The 25,233-nt window shown below is 32.5% G+C and carries 16 protein-coding genes; 12 read left to right on the top strand and 4 right to left on the bottom strand.

What is annotated here, in order from left to right; genetic code table 11:
* Window positions 1-7: 7 nt before the first annotated feature.
* The 5 genes from LG649_RS04000 to LG649_RS03980 all read left to right on the top strand — a co-directional run bounded on the left by LG649_RS04000 (window position 8) and on the right by LG649_RS03980 (window position 10,401).
* On the top strand, window positions 8-4,573 hold the full coding sequence (locus LG649_RS04000) for a LamG-like jellyroll fold domain-containing protein (protein WP_226541174.1): 4,566 nt from the start codon (window positions 8-10) through the stop codon (window positions 4,571-4,573).
* Between the two features lie 316 nt (window positions 4,574-4,889).
* Entirely contained in the window at window positions 4,890-5,759 is an 870-nt protein-coding gene (locus LG649_RS03995; RefSeq protein ID WP_226541172.1) for a hypothetical protein, read from the top strand.
* A gap of 114 nt (window positions 5,760-5,873) precedes the next feature.
* Window positions 5,874-9,278 carry an isoleucine--tRNA ligase gene (gene ileS, locus LG649_RS03990; protein WP_226541170.1) on the top strand — a complete coding sequence of 1,135 codons (3,405 nt, stop codon included), beginning with the start codon at window positions 5,874-5,876 and terminating at the stop codon, window positions 9,276-9,278.
* Window positions 9,279-9,282: 4 nt separating this feature from the next.
* Complete coding sequence (locus LG649_RS03985) at window positions 9,283-9,666, top strand: TraR/DksA family transcriptional regulator (RefSeq protein ID WP_226541168.1); 384 nt, start codon at window positions 9,283-9,285, stop codon at window positions 9,664-9,666.
* A gap of 111 nt (window positions 9,667-9,777) precedes the next feature.
* Window positions 9,778-10,401 carry a lipoprotein signal peptidase gene (locus LG649_RS03980; RefSeq protein ID WP_226541166.1) on the top strand — a complete coding sequence of 208 codons (624 nt, stop codon included), beginning with the start codon at window positions 9,778-9,780 and terminating at the stop codon, window positions 10,399-10,401.
* Here LG649_RS03980 and LG649_RS03975 read toward each other — a convergent pair.
* Genes LG649_RS03975 through LG649_RS03960 form a run of 4 tightly spaced genes read right to left on the bottom strand, consistent with a single transcriptional unit; the run spans window position 10,398 to window position 13,231 of the window.
* Window positions 10,398-10,961: a 5-formyltetrahydrofolate cyclo-ligase gene (locus tag LG649_RS03975; RefSeq protein ID WP_226541164.1), complete on the bottom strand. Its 564-nt coding sequence runs from the start codon at window positions 10,959-10,961 to the stop codon at window positions 10,398-10,400. The two genes, LG649_RS03980 and LG649_RS03975, sit on opposite strands and share 4 nt — an antisense overlap.
* A 1-nt stretch (window position 10,962) precedes the next feature.
* Window positions 10,963-11,934, bottom strand: coding sequence for a succinylglutamate desuccinylase/aspartoacylase family protein (locus LG649_RS03970; protein WP_044630887.1), 972 nt, complete (start codon window positions 11,932-11,934; stop codon window positions 10,963-10,965).
* Entirely contained in the window at window positions 11,935-12,810 is an 876-nt protein-coding gene (gene rimK / locus LG649_RS03965) for a 30S ribosomal protein S6--L-glutamate ligase (protein WP_044630888.1), read from the bottom strand.
* On the bottom strand, window positions 12,788-13,231 hold the full coding sequence (locus tag LG649_RS03960; protein ID WP_044630889.1) for an ATP-dependent zinc protease family protein: 444 nt from the start codon (window positions 13,229-13,231) through the stop codon (window positions 12,788-12,790). The genes rimK and LG649_RS03960 overlap by 23 nt, the downstream gene beginning before the upstream one ends.
* Window positions 13,232-13,351: 120 nt before the next feature.
* Here LG649_RS03960 and uvrC point away from each other — a divergent pair, with 120 nt between their 5' ends.
* The 7 genes from uvrC (at window position 13,352) to LG649_RS03925 (ending at window position 24,972) form a co-directional block, all read left to right on the top strand.
* A complete protein-coding gene (gene uvrC / locus LG649_RS03955) occupies window positions 13,352-15,145 on the top strand; it encodes an excinuclease ABC subunit UvrC (RefSeq protein ID WP_226541162.1) in 1,794 nt (597 codons plus the stop codon).
* A gap of 41 nt (window positions 15,146-15,186) precedes the next feature.
* Window positions 15,187-17,424 carry a patatin-like phospholipase family protein gene (locus LG649_RS03950; protein ID WP_226541160.1) on the top strand — a complete coding sequence of 746 codons (2,238 nt, stop codon included), beginning with the start codon at window positions 15,187-15,189 and terminating at the stop codon, window positions 17,422-17,424.
* 148 nt (window positions 17,425-17,572) lie between these two features.
* Complete coding sequence (locus LG649_RS03945) at window positions 17,573-18,349, top strand: DUF3108 domain-containing protein (RefSeq protein WP_226541158.1); 777 nt, start codon at window positions 17,573-17,575, stop codon at window positions 18,347-18,349.
* Window positions 18,350-18,354: 5 nt separating this feature from the next.
* A complete protein-coding gene (locus LG649_RS03940) occupies window positions 18,355-19,272 on the top strand; it encodes a tryptophan 2,3-dioxygenase family protein (RefSeq protein WP_226541156.1) in 918 nt (305 codons plus the stop codon).
* Entirely contained in the window at window positions 19,230-20,552 is a 1,323-nt protein-coding gene (locus LG649_RS03935; protein ID WP_226541148.1) for a M23 family metallopeptidase, read from the top strand. Before LG649_RS03940 ends, LG649_RS03935 begins: the two co-directional genes overlap by 43 nt.
* A 6-nt stretch (window positions 20,553-20,558) precedes the next feature.
* Window positions 20,559-22,178 carry a glucose-6-phosphate isomerase gene (pgi, locus tag LG649_RS03930; RefSeq protein ID WP_226541146.1) on the top strand — a complete coding sequence of 540 codons (1,620 nt, stop codon included), beginning with the start codon at window positions 20,559-20,561 and terminating at the stop codon, window positions 22,176-22,178.
* 184 nt (window positions 22,179-22,362) lie between these two features.
* On the top strand, window positions 22,363-24,972 hold the full coding sequence (locus LG649_RS03925) for a TonB-dependent receptor (protein ID WP_226541137.1): 2,610 nt from the start codon (window positions 22,363-22,365) through the stop codon (window positions 24,970-24,972).
* The last annotated feature ends 261 nt before the right edge of the window (window positions 24,973-25,233 follow it).

Below are 25,233 nucleotides of genomic sequence, written 5' to 3'. Positions count from 1 at the left end.
TATTAAAATGCGCCCCAACAAGTTTAATTTTATCCTATTTCTTGCCTTAATTTGTTTTAATGCTGTAAATGCACAGTTAAGCGATTTACATTATTTACCGCCGTTAAAACAAGATAGTAATAATATAGCAATACAACAGCAAACTATCTATCTATCTACGCCAGTAACTACAGCATTTACTGTAAATGTTTATAGAGGTACAAGTGCAACACCTTTAACAAGTTTTTCCTTATCTAAAGGCACACCTGCAACTTATGGTTTATCCAATGGAGATAATAACATTACCTTGGTAACAAATGCCAACACAGGGGTTGTTTTAAACAATGCCGGTTTGAGGTTTGAGTCGCCTTCAGGCGAAAAGTTTTATGTAAATTATAGAGGACGTTCAGGGTCCCAAGCTGCTTCAATTACTTCAAAAGGTAGAGCAGCACTGGGGCAAAGTTTTAAATGGGGTGGAGCACCAATTGAAGCAGATCATACCAGTATGAGTGCTACTTTAGGTATTATGGCAACAGAAGATGATACTGAAGTACATATATCAGGATACAATACTAATTGTGAATTCCGGTTGGGTGCAGATGTTGATGGTATTACAGATAATGCAATAACAATTATTTTGCAGCAAGGAGAATCTTATGTATTAGAGGCTGCCAAAGATGCAACAACAGCTAATATAGACGGTTGGATAGGTGCATCAATAGAATCAGACAAAGATATAGCCATTAGTAATGGTATGTTAAATTTTGGGGTTAATCCAGCAAGTGCTAGTAGAGATGCGGGAGCAGATCAACCTGTTCCAGAAGATAAATTAGGTAAAGACTATGTTTTTGTAAGAGGTAATGGAGGTGTAACAAATGAATATGTTATTATTATAGCAACCCAAGATAATACCAATGTTTATGTTAATGGAAATACAACAGCTTTTGCTAATATTGATGAAGGTGAATATGCTGAAATTCCGAGCACATTTTTTTCAGGTGTAACGGTTGGTAGTAATATGTTAGTTACTACATCAAAAGATACGTATGCATATCAGGTGCTTTCTGGATCTTCATCCATTGTGTCTGTTAGTTTAAACTTTGTGGCGCCTGTAAATTGTTTATTGCCAGATATAATGGATCACATACATAATATCACTGATATTTCGGGAATAACGGCTACAGGTGGGATGTTTTTAATAGCATCAACTTCAACCCCAGATGCCAATATAACGGTTCAGGATGGTTCAGGAGTGGTTACATTACCAGCATCTTCAGCGGTTGCAGGAACCCCAGATTGGAAAACATTTTATATATCTGGTCTTACAGGAGATGTTTCTGTAGAATCTACAGGGCCCATCGCCGTTGGTTTTATAGGTTTTAACGGAGTTCGTGGTATCGCAGGATATTTTTCTGGATTTGATACGGTGCCAGAAGTAAATCTTCAAGTAGCTGGAGGTGGTTGTTTACCTGGTGCAGATGTAGAGGTAATTGATGAAACTTTCGATTCATATCAGTGGTTCGAAGATGGCGTTTTAATTTCAGGAGCAACAAGCGCTACTTATTCGCCAACAACTTCTGCTGATTATTATGTTAGAGTGGTAAAAGGAGGGTGTACCTATGATTCACAACCACTTTCTGCATATTATTGTGATCCAGATGTGTTAATAAATAAAACAGTAGATAAAGATAAGGTTGTAGAAGGAGAAACAGCTATTTTCACTATAGAAGTTCAAAATTTAGGAGTTAATCCAGTAACTAATTTAACAGTACTTGATAATATCCCTTCGGGATTAACTTTAATAAGTTCAAATCCTTCTGTTGGTTCTTGGAGTGGAAATACTTGGACTATTGGAACTCTAAACAGTGGAGTAAAAGAGACTATAGAATTAGAAGTTCAAGCAGATCAAATAAATACGCATAGTGTAACTTTAACAAATACAGCGTACAATAATCAAACAGAAACAGATACTAACGTAACAGCAGATAGTCCCTCAGCAGATATAACAATTTATAATTATGTAAGTGAAGCTTCAATAGATTTTGATGGTGTAGACGATTATTTATCAGGAACATCATTTGTTAATGGTAACAGTGCTGTAACCATAATGGCATGGATAAAAAGTGATTCAGGTAACAGCACCGATATGGTTGTAGCAGGAGAAGATGAGGCATGTAAATTATGGTTGTCTAATGGTAATATTCCTAGTTTTACAATAAGTACAACTTTAAATTCAGCAGTTACAATTAGTTCAACTAGTTCAATAGCTTTTGATGAATGGCATCATGTTACTGGAGTTTATGATAATGCTAGTGGAAACATGAGCTTATATATAGATGGTGTTGAAGTTAGTACAGGCAGTACTAATGGAGCGATTGCAACAACAGCTTCATCAAATGGTAATTTTGAAATAGGAAGATTATCTAGTTCAGTCAGCAATCAACAGTATTTTAAAGGAGATATTGATGAGGTGAGAGTTTTTAATACAGCTCTAGAAACTTTACAAGTTCAGCGAATGGTGTATCAAGAAATAGAGGAATTATCAGGTAATGTTTCTGGTTCTATAATCCCTAAGGAAATAACCGATTCCACACTTGCAAGTATATCTTGGTCTAACTTAATAGGTTATTATCCAATGACAGATATTGATCTTACTTCAGATATTGTAGATGATTATTCAGGAAATGGAAATGATTTAAGTTTATACAATATTTCAACTATTGTAGAACAAACAGCACCTCTACCTTATGAGAGTGAAACAGACGGATTATGGACTTCAGAAAGTACTTGGTTACATGGAAATGTATGGGATATAGAAGATGTCCCTAACAACAAAGATTGGAGTATTGTAAAAATATCGAGTGAAGTTGCAACAACAAATTCTCATACAAATTTAGGTTTAATTATTGATTCTGGTAGTACATTAAATATAAGTGGTGAGCAATCCTTAACTAACACATGGTATTTGGAGTTAAATGGAACTTTAGATTTAGAAGATGACTGTCAGTTATTACAAAGTACAAATAGTGATTTGGTTAGTTCAGCATCAGGAAAATTGTTAAGACGTCAAGAAGGAACATCAAATGCGTACCGTTATAATTATTGGAGTTCTCCAGTGGGAGCTTTAGGTTCAACAAGTTTATTAGATGATAATGCCTCTACTAATAATACCAATAATAGCGACTTTACTTTAAACATGTTAAAAGATGGAGCTGAAAACCCTATGACATTCACATCGGGATATACAGGTAGCGGAAGCATAAGTACATATTGGTTGTATACCTATAAAAATGGTGTTACTTACTGGGACTGGAGTAAAATAGGAACTTCTACAAACATACCGGCAGGAGTAGGATATACTCAAAAAGGTACAGGAGTTAGTGGTACAGAGCAAGCTTATATATTTGAAGGAAAACCAAATAATGGTACAGTAAAAGTAAGTGTAAGCGATGTAGGAGGTAGCGGATCAAAAACAGATTATTTATTAGGTAATCCATATCCATCAGCAATTGATGTACATCAGTTTATTGATGACAATAAAGATATTATAGGAGGATTTATTTATTTATGGCAACAATGGAGTGGGGATTCACATTATTTAAATGAATATAATGCAGGTTATGCTACAGTAAATAAGACAGGTGGTGTACGTGCATTCCAATTTGTTGGTATTTATGGTGGTAATAATGGAAGTAAAGATGGTACAAAACACCCAACAAGATATTTGCCAGTGTCACAAGGTTTTATTGTAGAAATTGTTGATGATGGCGAAATTGAATTTAATAATGGTCAGCGTGTTTTCGTTTTAGAGTCTGATGCAGATGGAACAGATTATAATGGTTCAGTCTTTTTTAAAGGTAATTCTTCTAAGGACAATTCTACAAAAGAAGATGATGATTCAACAATACAAAAATTGCGTATAGAATTAAATTCTGTAAGTGGTACAGATACACGAAGAGAATTATTATTAGGATTTAGTAATTATACAACCGACGAGTATGATTATGGTTATGATGCAAAGCTAGGTGAGATAACAAGTAACGATATAAGTCTAGATTTAAATGGAGAGAATATGCTAATTCAAGCTTACGGGGAAATAACAAGTGATAAAATTGTTCCTTTAAACTTTAGATCTTCCGGTGATAATACCTTTGAAATTCAAGCTACTGAATTAATTGATTTTGATGATGATCAAGAAGTATATTTAAAAGATAACTTAACAGGAACCTATTTTGATTTAACCAGTGGAGAGGCCTATAGTTTTACCACTAGTCAAGGAATTTTTAATGAACGTTTTCAGATTGTATTCCAAAATGAAACTCAACAGGCGTTAAGTACTGACGATACTTCTTTTAATTCAAATTACATATATTACCAAAATAGTAACAAAACCTTTTATGTTAAAAACTTAACTACAGATGTTAAAAATATAGCTTTAATAAATATGCGAGGACAAACAATGCTAGAATTAGAAAATGTTTCGGCATCAAGTTTAAATAACGGCATACAGCTAAATGTTTCAACAGGAGCATATATAATTAGTATGCGTACAGATAGTAATGAGGTGTTAACCAAAAAAATTATTGTAAATTAAGTATATTCAGTTTAATAAATTTAAAAGCCAAAACATATGTTTTGGCTTTTTTTTATGCATAAATTTAATGGCTTCAAAACTAATTTTACCAATTTGTAAATACAAATATATAAATTTAAATGTAGGTAAAAACTTTCTAATTTTGGATAACCAGTCAAATTTTACCGATTAAATACATTATTCATGGTTAAAAAGTAAAATATATTCATTTTCTGACGTTTTTCATAGATATAAACTGTAATTTTACATCAGAGTTAAAACAGTTAGGTTAAATAACTAAATGTTTTTTTAGAATAACCCCAAAAATATTTGAGCTATGAAAAATTTTTACTATAAATCTTACACCTTAATTTACTCATTAATTATCATGCAATGTGTTTTGTTTGCAAGTAATCTTAATGCACAAACAACAAAACTAGGAACAGTAAATAATTCAGAATTAGAAAAAACATCATCAAATAAGTCAACTATAATTAGAAGAACTACATCTTCTGGTTTTCAAAAAATAAGAATAGAATTTTTAGGTTTAGAGGGAGCTTCAATAAGAAGAGAGTTGCTTTTAGGTTTTAGTGATGCAACAACAGATGGTTACGATTATGGTTATGATGCCGCCGTTATGAGAACATATGATGATGATTTAAATTTAGATTTAAATGGAACTAACATGAGTATTCAAGCCTATTGTGCATTAAGTGAAGATAAAGTAATTAAGTTTAACCATTATTCTTCTGGAGAAAATACGTTCTCTATAAAAGTAATAGAACTAGAAAACATAGAAGAAGGTCAATCTATATACATACAAGATGCTTATACAGGAAAACTTTTTGATTTAGCTAGTGGAGAGGCCTACGAGTTTGTGTCATCTCAAGGTGCCTTTACAGATAGATTTCAAATGGCATTTCAAGAAGAAACAAGTGTGCTTAGTAGCACAGAAGTAGCTTACAATTCAAAAAACATGTTTTACCAAAATAGTACAAATACATTTTATGCAAAATCATTGAAAAACGGAGTTAAAAAGTTAGTGTTATTTAATCTTCAAGGTCAAAAAGTTTTGGAATACAGTAACTTATCATCAAGCGAGTTAAATTCTGGAATAAATTTTAATAGCATTCCAGTAAACGCATATGCTGTTGTATTGCAAACCGAAACAAACGAAATAGTTAAGAAAAAAATAATAGTGAACTAAATTTTTAATAGTAAAGTAATAGCACTAAAGCCAAAACATTTGTTTTGGCTTTTTTAATGCTTAAAATTCCATAAGAAATTATTAAATTCGCGAACTTAAAAGATTAATGAGTAAATGAGCGCGAAATTTCCTGAATATAAAGGACTTGACTTGCCAAAAGTAACCGAAGAAATTCTTAACTATTGGCAAGAAAATAGCATATTTGAAAAAAGTGTAACTACTAGAGAAGGCAATGAAACATTTGTGTTTTTCGAAGGACCACCATCAGCAAATGGCTTGCCTGGTGTGCACCACGTGTTGGCGCGTGCTATAAAAGATATTTTTCCACGATATAAAACCATGAAAGGTTTCCAAGTAAAGCGTAAAGCAGGTTGGGATACGCATGGTTTACCTATTGAGCTTGGTGTAGAAAAAGAGTTAGGCATTACTAAAGAAGATATAGGGAAAACTATTTCTGTCGAAGATTATAATGCAGCGTGCCGCAAAGCCGTAATGCGCTACACCGATGTTTGGAACGATCTTACTCAAAAAATGGGGTATTGGGTAGATATGGACGATCCGTACATTACCTACGAACCTAAATACATGGAGTCTGTTTGGTGGTTATTAAAACAGATTTACAATAAAAGTTTATTATACAAAGGTTATACTATACAACCTTATTCGCCAAAAGCGGGAACTGGTTTAAGTTCTCATGAGCTAAACCAACCAGGAACCTATCAAGATGTAACCGATACCACAATTGTCGCGCAGTTTAAGGCTGTTAACGAAACGCTGCCAGACTTTTTACAAAACGAAGGCGATATACATTTCTTAGCTTGGACCACCACACCTTGGACATTGCCAAGTAACACCGCGTTAACCGTTGGTCCAAAAATAGATTATGTTTTAGTTGAAACATACAATCAATATACTTTTGAGCCAATCAATGTAGTATTGGCTAAAAAATTGGTGAACTATCAGTTTTCTGGAAAGTTTAATCGTGTTGAAAATAAATCTGAATTATTAGAATACAAATCTGGCGACAAAAAAATTCCATACTTCGTTGTAAAGGAATTTGTAGGTAAAGATTTAGTTGGTATAAAATATGAGCAACTTATGCCGTATGTTTTACCAAACGATAATCCAGAAAATGCATTTAGAATTATAGCTGGAGATTTTGTAACTACCGAAGATGGTACAGGTATTGTACACACCGCACCAACCTTTGGTGCCGATGATGCTTTGGTTGCAAAACAAGCAACACCAGAAGTACCGCCAATGCTTGTAAAAGATGAAAACGGAAACTTAGTACCGCTTGTAAATTTACAAGGTAAATTCCGTCCAGAGTTAGGCGAATTGGCAGGTAAATACGTTAAAAACGAATATTATAACGATGGCGAAGCTCCAGAACGTTCGGTAGATGTAGAAATTGCCATTACATTAAAAGAAGAAAACAAAGCCTTTAAGGTTGAAAAATATAAACACAGCTACCCGAACTGTTGGCGTACCGATAAACCAATTCTTTATTATCCTTTAGATTCTTGGTTTATAAAAGTTACCGACATAAAGGATAGAATGTACGAGCTTAACGAAACTATAAACTGGAAACCAAAAGCTACAGGAACGGGTCGTTTTGGTAATTGGCTAGCCAATGCTAACGATTGGAATTTATCGCGATCGCGTTACTGGGGAATTCCGTTACCAATTTGGAGAACCGAAGATGGTAAAGAAGAAATTTGTATAGGTTCGGTTGAAGAACTTAAAGCAGAAATGCACCGTGCCGTTGAGGCAGGCGTTCTTGAAAAAGATATTTTTGAAGATTTTGAAGTTGGAAACAATTCCGAAGAAAATTATGCAAAATTAGATTTACATAAAAATATAGTTGATGGCATTATTTTAGTGTCTCCAACGGGCCAAAAAATGTTCCGCGAAAGCGATTTAATCGATGTTTGGTTCGATTCTGGTTCAATGCCTTACGCACAATGGCATTACCCATTTGAAAATAAGGAATTAGTTGATGGAGGCGTATCGTACCCTGCAGATTTTATAGCCGAAGGTGTCGATCAAACTCGTGGATGGTTTTACACACTTCACGCTATTGGAACCATGGTTTTCGATTCTGTAGCTTACAAAAATGTAGTTTCTAATGGGTTAGTGTTAGATAAAAACGGACAAAAAATGTCCAAGCGCTTAGGTAATGCTGTCGATCCGTTTGAAACTTTAGGTAATTACGGTGCCGATGCTACACGTTGGTATATGATTAGTAACGCCAATCCTTGGGATAATTTAAAATTTGATATTGATGGTGTAGAGGAAGTAAAACGTAAATTCTTCGGAACGCTTTATAATACCTATTCGTTCTTCTCGTTATATACAAATTTAGATGGTTTTAGTTACGCTGAAACCGATATACCTCTGGAAGATCGTCCGGAGTTAGACCGTTGGATTTTATCAGAATTACATACCTTAATTCAAAAAGTAGACGAATATTATGCCGACTACGAACCAACTAAAGCGGCTAGAGCAATTTCAGACTTTACGCAAGATAATTTGAGTAACTGGTTTGTACGTTTAAGTAGAAGGCGTTTCTGGAAAGGCGATTACCAACAAGATAAAATTTCGGCCTACCAAACATTATATACATGTATGGAAACCATAGCGAAACTTGGGGCGCCAATTGCACCTTTCTTTATGGATAAATTGTATTTAGATTTAAATGCAGTAACCAAAAAAGAAAGTTTCGAGAGTGTACACTTAGCTAATTTCCCAGTTTACAACGAAGCTTTTGTAGATAAAAGTTTAGAGCGTAAAATGGAAAATGCTCAAATAATATCATCGTTAGTATTATCGTTACGAGCAAAAGAAAAAATAAAAGTACGTCAACCACTGCAAAAAATTATGATTCCTATTGATAACGAACAGCAAAAGGAGGAAATATTAGCGGTGTCAGATTTAATTAAACACGAAGTAAACGTAAAGGAAATAGAACTTTTAGATGACGCTTCAGATATTTTAGTAAAACAGATAAAACCAAACTTTAAAGTACTTGGGCCACGTTTTGGTAAAGATATGAAGGCAGTAGCGTCTAAAGTAATTAACTTTTCGGCAGAAGATATTAACAAAATTGAGCAAAATGGCGAAATAGAAGTTGATATTAATGGAAAAAGCATTATTTTGGAACGCGGTGACGTAGAAATTACATCGCAAGATATAGAAGGTTGGTTAGTTGCAAATGAAGGTGCTTTAACTGTTGCTCTAGATGTTACAATTACAGACGAATTACGTAAAGAAGGTATAGCAAGAGAATTAGTTAACAGGATTCAAAATTTACGTAAAGACTCAGGGTTTGAGGTAACAGATAAAATAAATGTAGAGCTTCAAAAAGACGATAACATTGTAAATGCCATTAATTCTAATATCGATTACATAAAAACCGAAACATTAACCGAACAATTAGAAATTAAAGACGAAATTAATAATGGTATAGAAATTGCTTTTGATGATGTAAATACCAAATTGTTTATTCAAAAACATTAACATTATGAGCTCAGAAACAAACGTAAGATATTCAGATAAAGATTTAGCCGAGTTTAAGGCTATAATTTTAGATAAAATTGAAAAAGCTAAGCATGATTTAGATCTTTTAAGAAGTGCGTATATGAACGACCATAATAATGGTACAGACGATACATCGCCAACTTTCAAGGCGTTTGATGAGGGTAGTGAAGTAATGAGTAAAGAGTCTAATTCGCAGTTAGCAATTCGTCAAGAAAAATTTATTCGCGATTTAAAAAATGCATTAATTAGAATTGAAAATAAAACCTATGGTATTTGTCGTGTAACGGGTAAGCTAATAAACAAAAAACGTTTAGAGCTGGTGCCACATGCAACTTTAAGTATTGAAGCAAAAAATATGCAGAAATAAATTTGCGTTAAATAATAAAATTAAAACGTCTCTACCTATAATTCAGGCTTGAGACGTTTTTTATTTGATAGTATTAAAAGGAAAGAGTTAAAGGTTTTAAGCAGAAAAAGAATGTCTTTAAAAAAATCTATTTTATTTATAATTAGCATTCTACTTATAGATCAAATAAGTAAAATTTACATAAAAACAAACTTTGTACTTTATGAAAATGTTGAAGTATTTAGTTGGTTTAAAATTTATTTTATTGAAAATGATGGAATGGCTTGGGGTACAAAAATTAGTGATTTCACTACTTTAATTTCCGACAGAACAGCTAAAGTTATTTTAACTGTATTTCGCATTGTGGCCATTTTTGGTATAGGGTATTGGTTATTAAGTGCCATAAAAAAACAAAGTCCTAAAATACTTATTACAGCCATTGTGTTAATATTTGCTGGTGCTTTAGGTAATATTGTAGATTCTGTGTTTTACGGTGTTTTGTTTGATGACAGTATAAACCAAGTAGCAGCCTTTTTACCAGAAGCTGGTGGTTACGATACGCTGTTGCATGGTAAGGTTGTTGATATGCTTTACTTTCCTTTATTTGAGGTAGATTTACCTCAATGGTTACCCATTTATGGAGGTAAACGCTTTAATTTTTTTGAGCCTGTTTTTAATATTGCCGATGTTGCAATTAGCACAGGTTTCGTTATGCTTATAGTATTTAATAAAAAGGCGTTTTCAAAGGATAATTAAAACTTATAAACCTGTTCAGGAGTAACACAAAAATCCAATGTAATATCGCTATTAAAAATATCACATATTTCTGTTTCTGCTTCAAAAAAAGATAAACCTATTTTAATAGTTTCGGGGCGGCATTTACTTAAAAAACGGTCGTAAAAACCTTTGCCATAACCCACACGATTTCCTTGCTTGTCGAATGCTAAAAGCGGAATAAACACAACTTCAATATTTTCGTTTTTTATTTCAATGCCATCAATGGGTTCAGGAATGTTGTATTTATTCTTTTTAATTTTAGTATTATCGGTGAGTAAATAATGCGTCATTTCGTAAGTTTTAAAATCACTTTTAGAAATCACTATATTTTTGTCTTTACCAGAAAGAATGTTCAAAATATAATCGGTGTTTACTTCTTTCTGCTCTTCTATAGCTAAAAAAACATGATAAAAAGATGCTTGCCAAACATGAAGCTTTAAAAGTTGATTTGCTATTGCAATACTTAAATTATCTACATCTATTTCAGACAATTGTTGTCTTTTAGTTTTGTATATATTTCGCAGTTCGGCTTTCTTCATGTTACTTAAGCATGGTTGAAATATGAAATAAAGCATCGCCTTGATATACAATGGGCGATTCGTTTACATTAATAATATAACCAGTGTTTGATGCTCTTACAAAGTAGTTAAGCTTTCCGTATGGGTCTGTAATGTTGCCAATAATGTCGTCTTTTTGCACCAAAGAACCAACAGGAATTGAAGCTTTAAACATGCCAGAGTATTTGGCGCGTTGCCATTTACTATCTATTATAAAAATACACTCGGTTTTTGGTTTTGTAGCCTTGAAAGTAGTTTGTAGCATGCCTAAATGTTTTAAAATACGTTTAGAGCCATTTACACCTGAGTGTGTTACAATATCATCAAAATGAAACGATTTGCCACCTTCGAAAAGCAATAAAGGTTTGCCTAATTTATTACAAGTGCTTCTAAAGGATTTTGATAAGTTGCTTGAATATAAAACAAAAGGCGCTCCGAAAATTTTGGCAAGTTCGTCTAGGTTGGTTTTATGTTTCGAGTAACGTAATTGAGGCGCATTGAACCTGCCAGATCCGCCTGTATGGAAATCGATTATTAAATCGGCATGAGGAATAATGTCTTTTACTAATTTGTAAGCTACACGACTTGCTAACGAACCTGATTTACTTCCTGGAAATACTCGGTTTAAGTCGCGCCCATCGGGAAATTCTCGCTTTAAGTTAATAAAACCAAAAATATTAATAACAGGCATGCAAATTATAGTGCCTATTTTGGGTTTATTTATACCTTTTGCTATAAGTTGTCGAATAATTTCGGTGCCATTAACCTCATCGCCATGTATGCCAGCTGTAAATAAAACAGTTGGTCCTGGTTTTTTAGCACGCTCTATTATTACAGGCACATTTACGGCACCTGAGGTATGTAAATTAGCAACATCAAAATTAACTTCTTTACTTTCTCCGGGATAAATATTTTCTCCTAAAATAGATAGAACATTGTCTTTTTTTAACCGCATTTATTTTCTGTTTCTTTCTATAAAAGTAATAATAGCTTTGGCAATGTTTTTTCCTGTAGCGCCCTCAATACCTTCTAAACCGGGTGTTGAGTTAACTTCAAGAAGTAAAGGTCCACGTTCCGATTGTAACATGTCTACACCGCAAATAGGTAGTTTTAAGGCACGAGCAGCATTCATGGCTACTTTTAATTCTTCATGGCTTAGTTTTACTATTTGTGCCGAACCACCACGATGTAAGTTAGAGCGAAACTCGCCTTCTTTACCTTGGCGTTTCATGGCGCCAACTACCTGGCCGTCTACAACTAAAGCTCGTAAATCGGCACCTTTAGCTTCAGAAATATACTCTTGAACTAAAGCACGAGCTTGTAGGCCGTTAAAGGCTTCTAGAACAGATTCTGCTGCATTTTTAGTTTCAGCTAAAACCACACCTAAACCTTGAGTGCCTTCTAAAAGTTTTATAATTACAGGAGCACCACCAACATGCGATAGTACTTTTTCTACATCTCGAGAGTAATTGGTAAAAACAGTTTTAGGCATGCCAATTCCAGCTTTAGATAAACGTTGAAAACTACGCAGTTTATCGCGCGAACGTATTATAGCATCACTGGTAACCGAGGTGAAAACACCCATCATTTCAAATTGTCTAACCACAGCGCAACCAAAAAAGGTAACCGAAGTTCCAATTCTTGGAATAATAGCATCAACGTAATCTAGATATCTATCTTTATAGTAAATAGTTGGTTTTTCTTTTTCAATAATTATGTCGCATTTTAATGGATCTATAACTTCAATAAGATGGCCGCGTTTTTCGCCTTCTTCAACCAAACGGTTTGTAGAGTATAAGTTTGTGTTTCTAGATAGTATTACTATGTTCATTCTGTGTGGTTTTAAACGAAATGTTTTCTAAATCAACATCCACTAAAAATTTATGTTTTAAAAATTCTCTGCCAATTAAAACAGGAAAGCGCATATCCTCGCGCGTGCTTAAAGTTAAGTTAATCTTATATGTTTTACCAAAAAATATAACTTCAGATTTTACTTTATAACGATTTTCTTTGTAGCCATTACTACTTTTTACATTGGTATTAGTAAAGGTATCGAAAACTATTTCGCTTTTACCAAAGTTTTGGTGCACATCACTTTTAAACATACAACGTAGGCTGTTATTTTCTTCAATTATACGCGAGCAATGAATGGCCGATGTATATGCACCGGTATCTATTTTTACGTTTATGCCGAAAAGTTCTAATTTTGGAAAGTCAACTTTGTCAACTCTTCCTATAATTTTTTTACTCATTTTTTATTGTTAAAAAAGTGGCGCAAGGTAACAAATTACACCTTTTAAATATCTATTTTTTTAATAGATATTTAAGAAAGAAAATTAGTGATAATATTTTAAATATTTACCTTTACAGTAATGGATGTTCCTGCTTTAGAAATACAACTAAAAACCTTACCAAATGCACCTGGAGTTTATCAATATTTTGATAAAGAAGGTACTATTATTTATGTAGGTAAAGCTAAAAATTTAAAAAAGCGAGTAAGCTCATATTTTACAAAAACTCATGATAGTGGAAAAACCCGAGTTTTAGTAAAAAAAATTGCTAACATAAAGCATATTGTTGTTGAAACAGAAACAGATGCTTTATTGCTTGAAAACAACTTAATTAAAAAGCACAAACCTAGGTATAATGTACTTTTAAAAGATGATAAATCTTACCCGTGGATTTGTGTTAAAAACGAACGTTTTCCTAGAGTTTTTTCTACGCGTCGCGTGTTTAAAAATGGAGGCGATTATTTTGGGCCATATACAAGCGTTAAAACAGTACATACTTTACTCGATTTAATTCGTGGTTTATTTTCGTTGCGAACATGTAATTACGATTTACATGAAGAAAAAATACGGTCAGGAAAGTACAAGGTGTGTTTAGAATATCATTTAGGAAATTGTAAAGGGGCTTGCGAAGGTTTAGAGAGTGAAAAGCATTATAATGAAAATATAAAGGCTATAAAGCAAATTTTAAAAGGAAATTTTAAAGATTCCTTATCGAAATTTAAAGAGCAAATGATGGAACTTGCAGAAAACATGCAGTTTGAAGAAGCTCAGAAAATAAAAGAAAAAGTTGAGGTTTTAGAAAATTACCAAGCCAAATCTACCATTGTAAATCCTAAAATTAGTAATGTAGATGTTTTTAGTGTAATAAGCGACGAGAGTTATGGTTATATTAATTTTTTACAACTCTCTTATGGGTCTATAATTCGTTCGCATACACTAGAAATTAAGAAAAAACTCGATGAAACCGATAAGGAATTATTGGAGTTAGCTATTACCGAAATTAGGCAACGGTTTCACTCTAAATCTAAAGAAATTTATGTGCCTTTTCCGGTTGATATTGGTGAAGATATTAAAGTTACCGTGCCGCAATTGGGCGATAAAAAGCATATTTTAGATTTATCTATTAGAAATGCTAAGTATTTTAGAATGGAGCGTTTTAAACAAATTAAAATTGTAGATCCAGATAGGCATGCTAATCGGGTTATGGCGCAAATGAAAGCAGATTTACGTTTACATGAAGAACCTCGGCATATTGAGTGTTTTGATAACTCAAATATTCAAGGAACCAACCCTGTGGCGGCTTGCGTAGTATTTAAAAATGGTAAGCCCAGTAAAAAAGATTATCGTCATTTTAATATAAAAACGGTTGAGGGTCCAGACGATTTTGCATCTATGGAAGAAGTTGTATATCGCCGGTACAAACGTTTGTTAGATGAAGAGCAGCCGTTACCACAACTTATAATTATTGATGGAGGAAAAGGGCAACTATCGTCAGCATTAAAAAGTTTAGATGCTTTAAATTTAAGAGGAAAAATTGCCATAATCGGAATTGCTAAGCGTTTAGAAGAATTATTTTATCCAAACGACCCAATTCCGTTATATTTAGATAAAAAAAGCGAAACATTAAAAATAATTCAACAATTACGAAACGAAGCACACCGTTTTGGTATAGAGCATCACCGTAATCGTAGAAGTAAAAGTGCATTAAATACCGAGTTAGAAACTATAAATGGTGTAGGCGAAAAAACAGTTGTAGAGTTACTTAAGCATTTTAAATCGGCTAAACGTGTAGCTAATGCTAAACTTGATGAGTTAGAAGATGTTGTTGGAGCATCTAGAGCAGAAAAAATTTATAATTATTATCACAACAATTAAATTGTTTTAGTTGAGTTAAAAATAAACACAAAAATCTTATTTTGAATTTAAAACACATTGTATTAGTATTATTGTTACTTGTTTCAGTTTCCGCGAAAGCGCAAGACAATAATATAGAAAAAACAGAGCCAAAAGTAGGTTTGGTTTTAAGTGGTGGTGGTGCAAAAGGGCTTGCTCATATAGGTGTTTTAAAAGTAATAGATAGTTTAGGTGTAAAAATAGATTACATTGCAGGAACAAGCATGGGGGCAGTAATTGGCTCGTTGTATGCCTCTGGGTATTCTGGTAATCAGCTAGATTCAATATTTAAATCTGTTGATTTTGATAATATTTTAAACGATAATTTGCCAAGAAAAGCAAAAACTTTACACGAGCGAAATAATGCAGAGCGTTATGCAATAAAACTTCCTTTTAATGAATTTAAAATAAACTTGCCATCGGCATTATCAAAAGGCCATAACACATACAATTTGTTATCGCAACTTATGCTTCCGCTATGCGAAACAAAAGATTTTAAGGCTCTTCCTATTCCGTTTTTTTGTATTGCGACAGATGTAGAAAAAGGTACGCCTGTTGTTCTAGAGAAAGGAGATTTGCCCTTATCGGTTTTAGCTAGTAGTGCATTGCCATCAGTTTTTAAACCCGTTTTTATTAATAATAAAATGCTAATTGATGGCGGTGTAGTAAATAACTATCCCATTGATGAGTTAAAAGCTAAAGGAATGGATGTAATTATTGGGGTAGATGTACAAGATGGCTTAATGAATAGAGATGAATTAACCTCAGGTTTAGATGTACTGCTTCAAATAAACAACTACCGTACAGTTAACGATATGAAGCTAAAAGTTGGTAAAACCGATATTTATATTAAACCGGCTATAAAAGATTATACTGTAATGTCTTTTGATGAAGGTAGAAGTATAATTAATTCTGGTGTTATGGCTTCAAACAATGTTATTAAAGCATTAAACGGTTTACCAAAATTAAAAGAAGAAAATCGGCGTATCAAAATAAATCCACTAGATAGTCTGGCAATTAAAAATGTAAAAATTGAAGGATTAACAAAATATACAAGGTCTTATGTTACCGGAAAACTAAAATTTAAGAGTAACCAGAAAATGAGTTATACAGAATTTGTTAGTGGTTTAAATAATTTAGAAGCAACTAATAATTTCGATGCCTTCGATTACAATCTTCAAGAAACAGAAAGCAAAGGTGTGTATAATTTTACAGCTCGTTTAAAGGAATCTAAAATAAATACCTATTTAAAATTAGGAGTGCACTTTGATGATTTATACAAAAGTGCAGCGTTAATTAACTTAACAAAAAAACGATTATTGTTTAATAACGACGTGGCATCTTTTGATTTTATTTTGGGTGATAACGTAAGATATAATTTCGACTATTTAATTGATAAAGGTTTTTATTGGAGCGTTGGGTTAAAATCGCGCTACAACCAGTTTAAAAAAGATGTAAGTGCAGATTTGTTGTTAGATGGTGGTCCATTTTTAAGTTCAGGTATTAATAAAATAAACGTAAAACTTAAAGATTTTACCAATCAATTTTACCTTCAAACATTATTTCGTAGAGATTTTGCACTTGCTTTGGGTGCAGAACACAAACATCTAGATATAACTTCTGAAACCTTAACAGATGAGGTTACCGAGGAAGATTTTGATTTTGAAAGATCAAATTTATTTAGTGTATTTGGTAATTTAAAATACGATACTTACGATAATAAATATTTTCCTGAAAAAGGTGTTTTCTTTAATAGCGATATACATTGGTACTTATTGGGTACTAGTATATTCCAAGAGTTTAAAAGTTTTGCTATTGCACAGGCAGAAGCTGGTTATGCTTTTAGTGTGTCTAATAGTTTGTCTTTTAATGTTCAAGCCCAAAGTGGCTTTAGGATTGGCGATAGTAGTTTTAATACTTTAAATTTTGGTTTGGGAGGATATGGAAATAATTTAATCAACAATTTTATACCATTTTTAGGATACGATTTTGTTGCTTTAGGTGGTAATAGTTTTATAAAATCTAAATTTACTGTAGATTTAGAACTATTAAAAAAACAACATTTAACTATTGAAGGAAATTGGGCAAACGTAGAAGATAATCTTTTCGAAACGGGTAAATGGTTATCGTTACCTACTTATAGTGGTTATGCTCTTGGTTATGCTCTAGATACTTTTTTAGGGCCAGTTCAAGCTAAATACAGTTACACGCCAGAATTAGGAGAAAGTATATGGTATTTTAGTATTGGTTTTTGGTTTTAATTTATAAATACAAATGCTATTTAAATGTTAACAGTTTTTTAAAAGAATATAAGTGTTAAGAAATTTTATATTTTTGGAATGGTAATTGTAAATTTAACCGTACAATGAACGTATCTAATTAAAGTTACAAGTAACAGCCCTGTAAGCCATGAAAAAAATATTGCTATTAACATTTACAATTATTGCATCTCATGTTTATGCCCAAGAACCAGCTTTCGATACTGGTGAATGGTTTAAGTTTAAAATGAGTTATAGTGGCTGGATGAAAGCCGGAAACGCCACTTTAAAAGTTAACGAATCTCAGTTTAACGGAAAACAAGTTTATCATGTTGTTGGAAAAGGTTGGACAACAGGCATGATTAAATGGGTTTTTAAAGTAGAAGATCGCTACGAAAGTTATTTTGATAAAAAAGAACTAATACCCTACAAGTTTGTTAGGAAGATAGATGAAGGTGGGCATACCAAAAATTTAGTTATAAACTTCGATCAAGAAAAAAACAAAGCTCATGTTAACGATCTAAAACATAACACAAAAAAGGTTTTTAATACCGAGCCTAATATTCAAGACATGGTTTCTACATTTTATTACCTAAGAAATAAATTAGATACCAAAGTGATGAAAAAAGGTGATGAAGTAAAAATTGATATGTTTTTTGATGAAGAAAACTATGGATTTAAACTTAAATTTTTAGGTGAAGAAACTATAGAAACAGAATTTGGAGATATAGAAGCATTAAAATTTCGACCATATGTAATGGCTGGGCGTGTTTTTAAAGAAGAAGAAAGTTTAACACTTTGGGTTTCTAAAGATAAAAATAAAGTACCTTTGCGTATTCAAGCCGATTTAGCAGTAGGTTCGTTAAGAGCCGATTTAGAAGCTTTTAAAGGCTTAAAATATCCGTTTAAAATACTTGTTAATAATTAAAGGTCTTGAGCTCCAAAATAAATACCGAACTTAAACAAAAGTACGAAGCCATAAACCAAGATGTAGAAACACATCTTGAAGGTTTGTTACACAGTAAACCTATAAATTACTGGGATTATATTCAAACCGACGCTTTATTAAGTCTTCAAGTACAGCGCACTGTTTTTCCAGACGAAAATGTGTTTATAATGTATCATCAAATATCAGAATTGTTATTTAAAATGATACTTAGTGAAATTGAACAAGTGGCCAAAACAGATGACATTTCTGTCGATGTTTTTACCGATAAAATAATGCGAGTAAGCCGCTATTTCGATGTTCTAACGTCTTCATTTAGCATCATGAAAGACGGAATGGATATTGAACAATACAACAAGTTTAGAACAACCTTAACTCCAGCAAGTGGCTTTCAAAGCGCGCAATATCGTAAAATTGAGTTTGCATCAACCGAGCTAATAAATTTAATAGACAATCGTTTTAGAAATACAATAAATAAAAATTCATCATACGAACACGCCTTCGAGCACTTGTATTGGCAAGCGGCAGGTAAAGATTTTAAAACTGGAAAAAAAACTTATACTTTAACAGCTTTTGAAGAGCGTTATAAAGATGAATTTATTAGATTTACTAAATTTTATCAATTTAATAATTTATATTCAAAATTTAAATCGCTTCCACCAGAAGCTAGAGATAATAAATTATTAATAAACGCCATGCGTCACTATGATTATACGGTAAATATAAAGTGGGTAATGGCACATTATAACACAGCAAACCATTATTTAAATATTGGAGGCGAAACAGCCGAAGCTACAGGAGGTAGCGAGTGGGTAAAGTATATGCATCCAAAATATCAAAAACGAATATTTTTTCCAGATTTATGGACAGAAAACGAAATCGCAACTTGGGGAACAGATTTGTAGTATTACTAATATTAGTAATCTGTTTTACTAGTTGTAAAAATGAAGAAGAAAAACCTGAAAATAAAACTAACGATTTAGCTGTTGTAGAGCCTCCAATAGAGCCTAAAGAGTTTGGTTTTAAATTAAACGATTATGTGGTAAAACGCGATACAGTACGCAAAGGCGATACTTTTGGCGTTATTCTAGATAGAAATCATGTAAGTTATCCTAAAATTTATGAAATAGCAGAGCAAACAAAAGATACTTTTGATATTCGTCGTTTGCAAATAGGTAAAACTTATACCTTATTATGTGCTAAAGATTCTTTAAATACTCCACAAGCATTCATTTATCAACCCAATAAAGAGGATTATGTGGTGATAAGTTTTAAAGATTCTATTCATGCTTACAAAAGCAGAAAACCTATAAAATATGTTGAAAAAACTATTACAGGAGTAATAAATAGTAGCATATCCGAAACTTTAGATAAGCAAGGCGTTAGTGCTGTGTTAACAAATATGTTAGCTAATAATATTTATGCTTGGACTATAGATTTTCGTCGTTTGCAAAAAGGTGATCGTTTTAAAGTGATTTACAGTGATAAATATATAGATGATAGTATATACACAGGTGTTCACGAGGTTAAAGCAGCTTATTTTGAGCATAATCATGAACCTTTTTATGCATTTCAATTTGAAACCGATTCGGTAAAGGGTATAGTAGACTATTTTAACGAGGAAGCTAAAAATTTACGTCGAGCATTTTTAAAATCTCCAATTGAGTTTGGTCGTATTTCTTCAAGATATAATTTAAAACGCCGTATTGCTTATTATGGTTATAAAATTAGGCCACATAAAGGTACCGATTTTGCCGCTCCAATTGGAACACCTATTCGAGCTACAGCTAGCGGAACAGTAACAGAATCTACCCGACGAGGCGGAAATGGTAAATATGTGAAAATTAGACATAACTCTACATTTGAAACACAATACCTTCACATGAAAGCCCAAAATGTAAAAAAAGGACAATTTGTAAAGCAAGGAGATGTTATAGGCTGGGTAGGTATGACAGGCAACACCGGAGGTCCTCACGTATGCTACAGGTTTTGGGTAAACGGAAGGCAAGTTGATCCTTTTAAACAAAAATTGCCAGAAGCAAAACCAATATCCGATTCACTTAAAGCCCAATATCTAGAGTATATAAAGCCTATTAAGCATAAATTAGATAATACATTTTTTGAGCCTGAAATTAACGAGCAGCCAGAACAAACTGTAATTACACAAGCTCAAGCTAACTCATAAAACACAATGGCATTACCAACTGTTAACCCAACCACAACAAATGCTTGGAAAAAACTACAAGCACATTTTGAAGATTTAAAAAACACTCAAATGAAAGATTTATTTGCTCAAGATGCAGAGCGAGCAAATAAAAAGTCGATTAAATGGGATGATTTTTATGTAGATTTTTCAAAAAATATAATAACCAAAGAAACGCTCAGTCTTTTATTAGAATTAGCAGAGGATGTTAAGCTAAAGGAAGCTATTGTAAGTCAGTTTGCAGGAGAAAAAATAAATAAAACCGAAGATAGAGCAGTGCTCCATACAGCTTTGCGTGCACCAAAAAACGCTCAGTTTTTTGTTGATGGTGAAAATGTAATGCCAGAAGTTTACGAAGTAAGAGAAAAAATAAAAAGTTTTACAGACAAAGTTGTAAGTGGAAAATTAAAAGGTTACACCGGAAAAGCATTTACTCATGTTGTAAATATAGGTATTGGGGGGTCAGATTTAGGTCCAGCAATGGTTGTTGATGCACTTCAGTATTATAAAAACCAATTAACTACTTATTTTGTAAGTAATGTTGATGGCGATCATGTAAACGAGATTATTAAAAAACTAGATCCAGAAACCACATTATTTGTAATAGTTTCTAAAACTTTTACAACACAAGAAACATTATCTAACGCCAATACTATTAAATCTTGGTTTTTACAATCGGCTACAAGGGCAGATATAGCTAAGCATTTTGTGGCGGTTTCTACAAACCTAGAAAAAGTTAAAGATTTTGGAATTGATGCCAATAATATATTCCCAATGTGGGATTGGGTTGGTGGTCGTTTTTCATTATGGAGCGCCGTTGGTTTGTCAATTAGTTTATCAGTAGGTTATCAAAATTATAGTAACTTATTGTTGGGAGCAAATAAAATGGATGAGCATTTTAAAACTACAAGTTTTGAAAGTAATATTCCAGTAATTTTAGCTTTAATAAGTATTTGGTATAATAATTTTTTTGGAGCAGAAACTGAAGCTATAATTCCATACTCTCAATATTTAAACCAATTTGCTACCTATTTACAACAGGGTATAATGGAAAGCAATGGTAAGAGTGTAGATAGAAATGGTAAACCAATAAATTATCAAACAGGAACAATTATTTGGGGCGAACCAGGAACTAATTCTCAGCACGCATTCTTTCAGTTAATACACCAAGGAACAAAATTAATTCCAGCCGATTTTATTGGGTTTACACAATCTTTACACGGAAATAGGGAACACCATGATAAGTTAACCTCAAACTTTTTAGCGCAAACAGAAGCTTTAATGAATGGAAAAACTAAAGAAGAAGTTATTGCAGAAGGAACTAAAGCCAATATAATACCATTCAAGATATTTGAAGGTAATAAACCAACAAATACCATATTTGTAAAAAAATTAACCCCAGAAAGTTTAGGAAAGTTAATAGCTATGTACGAGCATAAAATTTTTGTACAAGGTATAGTTTGGAATATTTTTAGTTACGATCAATTTGGAGTGGAACTTGGAAAGCAGCTTGCAAGTAAAATTTTAAAAGAATTTGATTCAAACGAAAATTTCCCACATGATTCATCTACAAAAAACTTGTTAAAATTTTACAAAAATAGTAAATAGGCGACGTTTAGTTTAGTATTTGATAAAAGTTAGTTATTTTTTTTCTTTTTTTATTTTCTATCAATAGGTTTGTAGGCTGTGTCAAAATTGATGTTTGTTAATATTTACTTAATATTAGATTTATTGTAATCATTAATTTTGCCCCGATTAACTTTTAAATAAAAAATCAAACTTTTATCAAATTATGAGAAAAATTGCTCAAAATTTATTTTTTGTTGTAAGCTTTTTGTTTGCAACAAGCTTAATTGCGCAAAGTACAATTACAGGTACTGTAATTGACGCTGATTTAAACACACCACTTCCAGGTGCTAATGTTATTGAAAAAGGAACAAGTAATGGTGTTTCTTCAGATTTCGATGGAAAATTTACGTTAACAACTAAAGAGTCTTCGGGTCAAATCATTATAACTTTTGTTGGTTATGGTAAAATTGTATTGCCTTTTAATGGAGATACTAATTTAGGAGAAGTTAAATTATCTCCAGACAATTCACTAGAAACTATTGTAATTACTGGGTCTGGTGTTATCGATTTAGCATCAGATAGAAAAACACCAGTTGCTGTAAGTACTATTAATAAAGGAACAATACAAAGCAAATCTGTAGGTAACGTTGAAGTTGCAGAAATTGTAAAAAACACGCCTTCAGTATATGTTTCTGGTCAAACAGGTTTTGGAGATAGCCAACTTTATATGCGTGGTTTTGATCAATCAAACATTGCTGTACTACTAAACGGACAGCCAGTAAATGGTATGGAAGATGGGTTAGTATATTGGTCTAACTGGGCTGGTATTGCAGATGTTGCAAACGGAGTACAGGTTCAAAGAGGTTTAGGTTCATCTAAGTTAGCTATTTCATCTGTAGGTGGTACAATGAACTTAGTAATGAAATCTACAGATAGAAAGCAAGGTGGTTTTGCTAGATTTTTAACAGGTAACGATCAATATTATAAAGGAACAGTTTCTTACGATACAGGAATTAACGATAAAGGTTGGTCTTTCTCTGTATTGTTAGATCATTGGCAAGCAGAAAACAAATGGGCCGATGGAACTTTTGGTTCTGGTCAAACATATTTCTTCTCTGTAGGATATAAGCCTAACGAAAACCATGCATTTAACTTTTTAATTACAGGTGCACCACAACAACACGGTCAAAGATGGTCTCAAAGTTTATCTACTATAGAAGAAGATCCTAAATATAACCAACACTGGGGTTATACTTCTGGTTTAGATTCAGCAACAGGTTATTATACTGATGATGTAGAGTCAGAAAGAACAAACTTTTACCATAAACCAGTAATGAACCTTAACTGGGACTGGACTATAGATGATGCCTCTCAATTATCAACAGTAGCATACGCTTCAATTGGTCGTGGTGGCGGAACAGGCGATCGTGGTGATGGTCGTGTAAGAACAGATGAAGGCTTAATGGATTACTACGGTATAGAACAACAAAACCTTGCGGATCCTGACGGTATTGGACAATCTGGAGATTATTATATTTTATCTGGTGGAGAAGAAGAAGGTAATTATATCCGTAGAGCTTCAATGAATAATCACCAATGGTTTGGTTTAGTAACTAACTACGAGAGAGAGTTAAGTGAGTTTGTTAACTTTAATGTTGGTGCAGATTTTAGATTTTACAAAGGAGATCACTTCAGACAAGTAATAGATTTTTACGGATTAAATGGATGGGCTAATGATAGAGCAGATGATATAGTTGTAACCGATGCATTTAGTATTAACCCATGGTCTACTTTATTTGATTTTGCAGATGAAGATCAAAGAATAGCTTACGATTACTCTGAAACTATAAACTATCAAGGTATATTCTCACAAATAGAATATTCAAAAAATGAATTTTCAGCTTTTTTCCAAGGAGCTTTATCTAATCAATCCTACCAGAGAGAAGGTAGAATGTATGGTGCTGGTAAATCTGAAAAATTAAATAAAATAGGATATAACCTTAAAGGAGGTTTAAGTTATGATATTACTGAAGAGTTTACAATATTTGGTAATGCAGGACATTATTCTCGTCAACCATTTTTAGATAATGTTTTTAGCAATATTCAATATTCAAACGACTTAGTAGAGCCAGAAGTAGATAACGAAGATATTACTAGTTTCGAAACAGGGTTTAGATTTACAAAATCTAAATTTAGAGCCAACTTCGATTTTTATTATACAAACTGGGATAACAGAGTTATTTTAACAACAGGTTCTGAAATTATTAACAATTCTGAAGTAGATGTTAGATACTTTAGAAGAGGTGTACAACAAGAACATAAAGGAATAGAATTAGATTTAAGATATCGTGTAGCTAATAAAGTTAATCTTGGAGCTTATTTATCTTCAGGAAGCTGGGTTTACAGAGATATTGAAAAAATCGACACTTATAGCGATGACGATGGTTCTTTAATTTCTACTGCAGAAGGTGAAGATATTAGTGGAGTACATGTAACTACAGCTCCTCAATTTACAGCAGGTGCTGTATTTGATGCAGAAATTATTGAAGGTCTAAGAATCGATGGTAACTGGAACTACTATGCTAACCACTACCAAAATGAAATAGATTTTTCAGATTCAGATATCGAAACAGAGGATGCAGGTGTATTACCCGCTTACTTTTTGCTTGATGCAGGTATAGAGTATGGTTTCAATTTTGGGGATAATAAATTAACTGTTAGAGCTAATGGTTATAACTTATTAGATAAAATAGCTTTACAAAATACTGATGTATTTGGTTATTATAATACTAATGGATTTACTTGGAATGCTTCAGTTAAGTACGAGTTTTAATACATAAAATAATTAAATTTATAAAAGAGTCACTGATTTATCAGTGGCTTTTTTTATTTATGTTAACACAGTTTTATGTTATTTGTTTATTGAATTGTAGGCTTTTTATGTATTTTCCGTTATTTTTTTCATGTTTTTTTTAAATTCATTGATTTTTTCTCATTTTTTTTCTCTAGTTTTATAGGCTGTTGTTAAATTTCTTAACATTAAGGTAACTTCAAATATCTTAATGTAACTAAATTTGCACGGACTAATTTCAAA

This window comes from Neotamlana laminarinivorans (assembly GCF_020523925.1).
Classification (GTDB): Bacteria; Bacteroidota; Bacteroidia; order Flavobacteriales; family Flavobacteriaceae; genus Neotamlana; species Neotamlana laminarinivorans.
Note: the sequence above shows the minus strand (reverse complement) of the source record. Positions and strands in the feature narration are given on the sequence as shown.

Excerpts from the sequence above, each read along its gene's own strand:
- LG649_RS04000 (WP_226541174.1), top strand. The coding sequence starts at position 8 with ATGCGCCCCAACAAGTTTAATTTTATCCTATTTCTTGCCTTAATTTGT.
- LG649_RS03995 (WP_226541172.1), top strand. The coding sequence starts at position 4,890 with ATGAAAAATTTTTACTATAAATCTTACACCTTAATTTACTCATTAATT.
- ileS (WP_226541170.1), top strand. The coding sequence starts at position 5,874 with ATGAGCGCGAAATTTCCTGAATATAAAGGACTTGACTTGCCAAAAGTA.
- LG649_RS03985 (WP_226541168.1), top strand. The coding sequence starts at position 9,283 with ATGAGCTCAGAAACAAACGTAAGATATTCAGATAAAGATTTAGCCGAG.
- LG649_RS03980 (WP_226541166.1), top strand. The coding sequence starts at position 9,778 with ATGTCTTTAAAAAAATCTATTTTATTTATAATTAGCATTCTACTTATA.
- LG649_RS03975 (WP_226541164.1), bottom strand. The coding sequence starts at position 10,961 with ATGAAGAAAGCCGAACTGCGAAATATATACAAAACTAAAAGACAACAA.
- LG649_RS03970 (WP_044630887.1), bottom strand. The coding sequence starts at position 11,934 with ATGCGGTTAAAAAAAGACAATGTTCTATCTATTTTAGGAGAAAATATT.
- rimK (WP_044630888.1), bottom strand. The coding sequence starts at position 12,810 with ATGAACATAGTAATACTATCTAGAAACACAAACTTATACTCTACAAAC.
- LG649_RS03960 (WP_044630889.1), bottom strand. The coding sequence starts at position 13,231 with ATGAGTAAAAAAATTATAGGAAGAGTTGACAAAGTTGACTTTCCAAAA.
- uvrC (WP_226541162.1), top strand. The coding sequence starts at position 13,352 with ATGGATGTTCCTGCTTTAGAAATACAACTAAAAACCTTACCAAATGCA.
- LG649_RS03945 (WP_226541158.1), top strand. The coding sequence starts at position 17,573 with ATGAAAAAAATATTGCTATTAACATTTACAATTATTGCATCTCATGTT.
- LG649_RS03935 (WP_226541148.1), top strand. The coding sequence starts at position 19,230 with ATGGACAGAAAACGAAATCGCAACTTGGGGAACAGATTTGTAGTATTA.
- pgi (WP_226541146.1), top strand. The coding sequence starts at position 20,559 with ATGGCATTACCAACTGTTAACCCAACCACAACAAATGCTTGGAAAAAA.
- LG649_RS03925 (WP_226541137.1), top strand. The coding sequence starts at position 22,363 with ATGAGAAAAATTGCTCAAAATTTATTTTTTGTTGTAAGCTTTTTGTTT.